The 6,951-nt window shown below is 74.7% G+C and carries 7 protein-coding genes; all 7 read left to right on the forward strand.

Annotated features, from left to right (window positions below; all coding sequences use genetic code 11):
* Positions 1-29: 29 nt before the first annotated feature.
* Positions 30-293 (forward strand): phosphoribosyl-ATP diphosphatase, encoded by a 264-nt coding sequence (locus tag DEF28_RS10120; RefSeq protein ID WP_114398001.1) that lies wholly within the window; start codon positions 30-32, stop codon positions 291-293.
* An 82-nt stretch (positions 294-375) separates the two neighbouring features.
* Complete coding sequence (gene hisG, locus DEF28_RS10125) at positions 376-1,230, forward strand: ATP phosphoribosyltransferase (RefSeq protein ID WP_114398000.1); 855 nt, start codon at positions 376-378, stop codon at positions 1,228-1,230.
* A 296-nt stretch (positions 1,231-1,526) separates the two neighbouring features.
* Positions 1,527-2,552: a LacI family DNA-binding transcriptional regulator gene (locus DEF28_RS10130; RefSeq protein ID WP_114397999.1), complete on the forward strand. Its 1,026-nt coding sequence runs from the start codon at positions 1,527-1,529 to the stop codon at positions 2,550-2,552.
* Positions 2,553-2,559: 7 nt separating this feature from the next.
* Positions 2,560-3,549 (forward strand): 2-hydroxyacid dehydrogenase, encoded by a 990-nt coding sequence (locus tag DEF28_RS10135; protein WP_114397998.1) that lies wholly within the window; start codon positions 2,560-2,562, stop codon positions 3,547-3,549.
* Entirely contained in the window at positions 3,546-4,763 is a 1,218-nt protein-coding gene (manD, locus tag DEF28_RS10140) for a D-mannonate dehydratase ManD (protein WP_114397997.1), read from the forward strand. The genes DEF28_RS10135 and manD overlap by 4 nt, the downstream gene beginning before the upstream one ends.
* Positions 4,760-6,274, forward strand: a complete 1,515-nt coding sequence (locus tag DEF28_RS10145; protein ID WP_199493199.1) for a mannitol dehydrogenase family protein — start codon at positions 4,760-4,762, stop codon at positions 6,272-6,274. The genes manD and DEF28_RS10145 overlap by 4 nt, the downstream gene beginning before the upstream one ends.
* An 89-nt stretch (positions 6,275-6,363) precedes the next feature.
* A partial coding sequence (locus tag DEF28_RS10150) for an alcohol dehydrogenase catalytic domain-containing protein (protein WP_158562791.1) occupies positions 6,364-6,951 on the forward strand: 588 nt, incomplete at its 3' end.

Genomic DNA, 6,951 nt, shown 5'->3' on the forward strand with positions numbered 1-6,951 from the left:
AGGAGGGCACCTCGTCAAGGAAAGTGATCATGAAGACCTTCGAAGAGCTGTTCGTCGAGCTGTCCGAGAAGGCCCGAACGCGCCCCGAGGGATCGGGGACCGTCGTGGCCCTCGACGCCGGTGTGCACGCGATCGGTAAGAAGGTCGTCGAGGAGGCCGCCGAGGTCTGGATGGCCGCCGAGTACGAGTCCGACGAGCGCGCGGCGGAAGAGATCTCGCAGCTCCTCTACCACCTCCAGGTTCTGATGCTGGCCCGCGGCCTGCGTCTGGAGGACGTCTACCAGCATCTGTAGGTCGATCCCGGCTGCAGCCCGGGACCGACCGCGCCGTGGACGTCCGACCAGCGCAAGCCGACGAGTGGGGGAACCGCCTCCGATGCCTGACCAACTCCGTATCGCCGTGCCCAACAAGGGCCAGCTCGCCGAACCCGCCAGCGCCATGCTGCGCGAGGCCGGCTACCGCCAGCGCAAGGACTCCCGGGACCTGGTCCTGGTGGATCCGGAGAACCAGACCGAGTTCTTCTTCCTGCGTCCCCGCGACATCGCCGTCTACGTCGGCGAGGGGATCCTGCAGGCCGGTATCACCGGCCGCGACATGCTGCTCGACTCCGGGGCGCCGGCCGACGAGGTGCTGCCGCTCGGGTTCGGCGGCTCCACCTTCCGGTTCGCCGCGCGCGGGGGCGCCGGCCTCAAGGTCGAGGACCTCGCCGGGAAGCGGGTGGCCACGTCGTTCGCCGGCCTGCTGACCGCCTACCTGGAGGAGCGCGGGGTCGACGCCCGGGTCATCCACCTCGACGGCGCCGTGGAGAGCGCCATCCAGCTCGGGGTCGCCGACGCCGTGGCCGACGTCGTCTCCACGGGGACCACGCTGCGCAACGCCGGGCTGGAGGTCTTCGGGGACCCGATCCTGGAGTCCGAGGCCGTGGTCATCCGGCAGCGGGGCGCGGACGACGACCCCAAGATCGAGCAGCTGCTCCGCCGGCTGCGCGGCGTCCTCGTCGCGCGGGACTACGTGATGATGGACTACGACGTGCACGCCGAACGGCTGGACGAGGCGGTCGCGCTGACGCCCGGCATGGAGGGGCCGACCGTCTCGCCGCTGCACCGCGAGGGCTGGGTGGCGGTGCGCGCGATGGTCCCGCGGCGCTCGGCGCAGCAGATCATGGACGACCTCTGGGACCTGGGGGCGCGGGCCATCCTGGTCACCGACATATACGCCTGCCGCCTGTAGCGGCGGTACCGCGGCCCGAACGGCCCGGTGGCGGGGTACCCCGCCACCGGGCCGTTCGCGTGCGGGCCGCCACGCCGGTGGGCGCGAGCCCGGGCCGCCGGTGCGTCCGGCCCGTCCCGCAGGCCGCGAGTGACGGGCCGGTCAGCGGGAGGCCGGCGAGGCCGCGAGAATCGGCCGTGTGAACCTGTGTCAAGTGGAGGGAAGATCTTGACAATATTGCGCAACTTGATCCACTCTCTTGGTGTGGCGGCGATCACTTCCGCCGCACGTGTGGCTGCGGCGAGGGAGGAGGCGAGGTGACGGTCACGCTCACCGACGTGGCGAAATCCGCCGGCGTCGCCCTCTCGACCGCATCCCGTGCCTTCACGGAACCGGAGCGCCTGGCGCCGACAACTTTGCGCAAGGTCCTGGCGGCGGCGCAGGAGCTCGGGTACCACTCCCCGGCGGGCGCCCCGGGGGGCGGCCGCCCGGCCGACACCGGCGGCATCACCGTGGCGGTGGTGGTACCCGACATCGCCAACCCGGTCTTCGGGGCGTTCGTCAAGGCGGCGCAGGGCCAGGGCTGGCACCGCCGGCAGACCGTGGTGGTCGCCGACACCGACGGCGGCGTGGAGCGCGAGCACGACGTCATCGAGCACCTCCGGACGCGGGTCGACGGCATCGTCGTGTGCTCGCCCCGGCAGCGGGCCGACCAGGTCGTGGAGCTGTGCGGCCCGGTCCCCGTGGTGCTGGTCAACCGCGAGCTCGCGGGCGGCGACTGCGTGCTGAACGACGCCTCGGACGGCCTGCGCCAGACGCTGGACCACCTGGAGGCGCTCGGGCACCGCCGGCTCGCCTACATCCAGGGCTCGCCGCACTCCTGGTCGAACCAGCACCGCGTGGAGATCATGCGCGCCCTGACCGGCGAGCGGGGGCTCGAACTCGCGGTCCTCGGGTCGCAGGCGGAGACGGTCGACGGCGGGGTCGCCGCGGCGGCGAGCGTCGCGGCCAGCGGCGCCACCGCGGTGGTCGCCCACAACGACCTGGTGGCCCTCGGTGTCATCCGCGGGGCACGCGCCCTCGGGCTGGAGGTGCCCGCCGACCTCAGTGTCGTCGGCATCGACGACGTCCCGGTGGCGGGCATCGGCTCCCCGCCGCTCACCAGCATCCGCACGCAGATGGCGCGGGCCGGTGCGCTCAGCCTCGACCTCGTGCACCGGGCGCTGGCCGGCGAGCGCCGGACACCGCGCACCGTGCGCCTCGCCACCCAACTCGTCGTGCGCGGTTCCACTGGCCGCGTCCGCGCGCCCGAGGGCGCCCGACCCGCGATCCCGACCCACTGAGGACCCGATGAAGATCGTCATAGCCGACCCCAACCTGCTCGCGGTGCGTCCCGAGCTCGAACGGGCCCTGCCGAGCGGGGCACGGGCCTCCTGGCACGTCCCCGCCGACCCGGCCGCCGTCACCGCGGACCTCGCCGACGCGGAGGTGTTCGTGGGCTCCCGGTTCACCGCCGCCATGGCCGGCGCCGCCCCGCGGCTGCGGCTCGTGCAGGTGGCCGGGGCCGGTGTGGACGGTGTCGACACGGCGGCGCTGCCCGCCGGCGTGCGGGTGGCCAACACCTTCCACCACGAGGACTCGATCGCCGAGTACGTGGTCGCGACGGCGGTCACCCTGCGCCGCGGGCTGGCCCGCCAGGACGCCGCGCTGCGCACCGGGCGCTGGGCGTCCCCGGTGTACGACCGCTCGCTGCCGCAGCCGCGGGCCCTCGTCGGAGCCCGGGTCGGCTTCCTCGGATTCGGGCACATCGGTGCCCGGACGTGGGAACTGCTGCGGGCGTTCCGCGCCGCCGGGGCCGCCGTCACCCGCACCGGCTCGGTGGACGCCGCCGCGTGCGGACTCGACTGGGCCGGCGGCCTGGACGACCTGGACCGGCTGCTCGCCGAGTCCGAGCTGCTGGTCGTCTCGGTGCCGCTGGGCGAGCGCACCCGCGGGATGATCTCGGCGCGGGAGCTGGCGCTGCTCGGTCCGGAGGCCGTGCTGGTGAACGTCGGCCGGGGCCCGGTCGTCGACGAGCAGGCCCTCTACGCCGCGCTGCGCGACCGGCGGCTGGCCGGAGCCGCCCTCGACGTCTGGTACCGCTATCCGGGGCCGGACGGGGGCGCGGACGCGGTCCCGCCCGCCTCCGCGCCGTTCCACGAACTGGACACCGTCGTGATGACCCCGCACGTCTCCGGCGTCACCCGCGACACCTTCCTCGGGCGCGCCGCCGACGTCGCCGCCAACATCGCCCGCCTCGCGGCGGGCCAGCCGCTCAGCAACGTCGTGGAGGCCCGATGAGCGACCGCATCGTGGGCGCCGAGGTCATCGTCACCAGCCCCACCCGCAACTTCGTCACCCTGAAGGTCACCACCGACGACGGTGTCGTCGGATACGGCGACGCCACCCTGAACGGGCGCGAGCTCGCCGTCGCCTCGTACCTGCGCGACCACGTCGCGCCGCTGCTCCTCGGCCGCGACGCCCGCCGTGTCGAGGACACCTGGCAGTACCTCTACCGGGGCGCCTACTGGCGGCGCGGACCCGTGACCATGGCCGCGATCGGCGCGGTCGACGTCGCACTGTGGGACATCAAGGGCAAGACCCTCGGCCAGCCCGTCTACCAGCTGCTCGGCGGCCCGGTCCGGGACCGGGTCCTCGGCTACACGCACGCGACCGGCTGGGAGCTGCCCGAGCTGCTCGACTCGGTGCGGGAGAAGACGGAGCAGGGGTTCCAGGCGGTCCGCGCCCAGATGGGCGTGCCCGGGCTGGACACCGTCTACGGGGTGGACCGCGAGGCGCGGGCGTACGAGCCCGCCGGCCGGGGCGCCGCTCCCGTGGAGGAGGTCTGGGACACCGACGCCTACCTGCGTAGCGCCCCGGACGTCCTCAGCGGGCTGCGCGCGGAGGTCGGTCCCGAGCTCAGACTGCTGCACGACGCCCACCACCGGCTCACCCCGCAGCAGGCCGCCCGCCTCGGCCGGGCCCTGGAGCCGGCCGACCTGTTCTGGCTGGAGGACGTCACGCCCGCCGAGAACCAGGAGGCCCTGCGGCTGGTGCGCCGGCACACCACCGTGCCGCTCGCCGTCGGCGAGGTGTTCAACACGGTCTGGGACTGCCAGCAGCTGATCACCGAGCAGCTCATCGACTTCGTGCGCACCTGCGTCTCGCACGCGGGCGGCATCAGCCACGTGCGGCGTATCTTCCAGCTCGCCGAGCTCTACCAGGTCCGGGGCGCCCCGCACGGACCCTCCGACGTCTCGCCCGTGGCGCTCGGCGCCTCCCTGCACGTGGGCCTGTCCACCCCGAACTTCGCCATCCAGGAGTACATGGGCTACGACCCCCTGGTGCACGAGGTGTTCCCGCACGCGTGGTCCTACGCCGACGGCCACCTGACCCCCGGGGACGCTCCCGGGATCGGCGTCGGGCTCGACGAGGCGCTCGCCGCCCGCTTCCCGTACGAGGGCGCCTACCTGCCCGTCGCGCGCCGCCGCGACGGTTCGATGACGGATTGGTGACGACCGTGCAGCAGCCGATCAGCGCCGCGACCCTGCCGCCGGGTGTCCGCGGCCACCACCGCACCGGCCTCGGTACCGGCCAGGTCCACCTCGGGCTGGGCAACTTCCACCGCGCCCACCAGGCCGTGTACACGGCGGCGGCGCTGGCGGAGGAGGACGGGCCATGGGGTGTGCACGCCTTCGCCAGCCGCTCGCGCGCGGTCGTGGCCGCACTGCGGGAGCAGGACCTGCTCAGCGCCGTCCTGGAGATCTCCCCGGGCGGCACCGCCGTCACCGTCCCCGCGGTGCACACCCGCGCGGACGTCGCCGCCGACGACCCCGCGGCGGTCGTCGCGGCGATCGGGGCGGAGGCCACCCGCGTCGTCACGCTGACCGTGACCGAGAACGGCTACACCTACTCGCCCGCCACGCAGCGGCTCGACCTCGACGACCCGGGGGTGCGCCACGACCTCCGGGACGGCCGCGCGCCGACCACGGTGGTCGGGCAGCTGGTGCGCGGACTCCAGCACCGGCTCCGCAGCCACGCCGCGCCGGTCACCATCCTGAGCTGCGACAACCTGTCCGCCAACGGCGAGCGTACCGCGAGCCTCGTGCGCGAGTTCGCCGCGGAGCTCCCCGCGGCGGAGCAGGCGGAGCTGCTGCCCTGGCTCGACCGGGCGGTGGCCTTCCCGTCGTCCATGGTGGACCGCATCGTCCCCGCCACCACCGGCGCCCACCGCGAGGCGGTCGGCCGCCGACTCGGCCTGCGCGACCTCGTGCCGGTGCCGGCCGAACCCTTCAGCATGTGGGTGCTGGAGGACGCGTTCGCGGCCGGCCGGCCCCGCTGGGAGGCGGGCGGCGCGCTCTTCACCGACCACGTCGAACCGTACGAACTGCTGAAACTCCGGCTGCTGAACGGGACGCACTCCCTCATCGCCTACCTCGGGGCCCTGGCCGGCGCGGCCACGATCCCCGACGCTGTCGCCCGCCCGTTCGTGGAGCAGGCGGCCCGCGCCGTCCTCCTCGACGAGTACGCACCCACGCTCACCGTTCCGGACGGCGTGGACCTCGACTCCTACGTCGCCCAGCTGTTCGGCCGCTGGGCCAACACCGCCCTCGGGCACCGGACCAGCCAGGTGGGCGGCGACGGCTCGGTGAAACTCGCCCAGCGGGTCCCCGAACCGGCCCTCTTCCACCTCGCGAACGGCGGGGTGCCGCAGCACCTCGCGCTGACCGTCGCCGCCTACCTCTGCTGCGTCGCACCGCGGCCCGGAGCCGACCCGGGCCCGCACGCCGCCGCCATGCGCGACCCGGCCCGCGAGCGGCTCGCCGAACGCTCCGCCCGCACCGGATCCACCCGCGCTTTCGTCGAGGGCGTCCTCGCCGAGGACCATCTGCTCACCCCGGACGTGGGCGCCGAACGCGCCTTCGTCGAGCGCGTCGCCGAACTCGTCGACGTCATCACCGCACACGGCCCCGAAGCCGCCGCCGCCGAGGCGTCCGCGGCCACCGCCACCGCTACCGGCGCCTGAGCGCCACCGCCGGGGCCCCTCCCGGGCCCCGGCCCCCTCCGGCCGGCCTCACACCGGCCGTCCCACCAGGAAGAACGAGGACGAACGCCATGTCCTTGGCACCCCATGCCCGAAACCAGACCCGCGCGGCCGTCCTGCACGCCGCCGGCGACATCCGCGTCGAGGACGTGGAGCTGCCGCCGCTGACCGGGGACGCGGTCCGCGTGGCCGTCGACGCGGTCGGCGTCTGCGGCTCCGACCTGCACTACTTCGCCTCCGGCCGCAACGGCGCGAACGTCCTGCGCCGGCCCACCGTCCTCGGCCACGAGGCCGCGGGCACCGTGGTGGCGGCCGGCCCGCAGGCGGCCACCCCGGTCGGTACCCGGGTGGCCGTCGAGCCCGCGGTCGGCTGCGGCGGATGCGCCTACTGCCGGGCGGGCGACTACAACGTCTGCCCGGACGGCACCTGCCTGGGGTCGCCGCCCACCCACGGCGCCTTCGCCGAGCACGTGGTCGTCCCCGACCGGGCCGTCCATCCGCTGCCCGACAGCATCGACACCGAGCTCGGGGCCCTGGTCGAACCGCTCGCCGTCGCCGTGTGGGCGGTCCGCCGGGCGGACGTGCGCCCGGGGCACCGGGTGCTCGTCACCGGAGCCGGCCCCATCGGCCTGCTGGTCGCCCAGGTCGCCGCCGCGGCG

This window comes from Marinitenerispora sediminis, from assembly GCF_003336425.1.
In the GTDB taxonomy this organism is placed as follows: domain Bacteria; phylum Actinomycetota; class Actinomycetes; order Streptosporangiales; family Streptosporangiaceae; genus Marinitenerispora; species Marinitenerispora sediminis.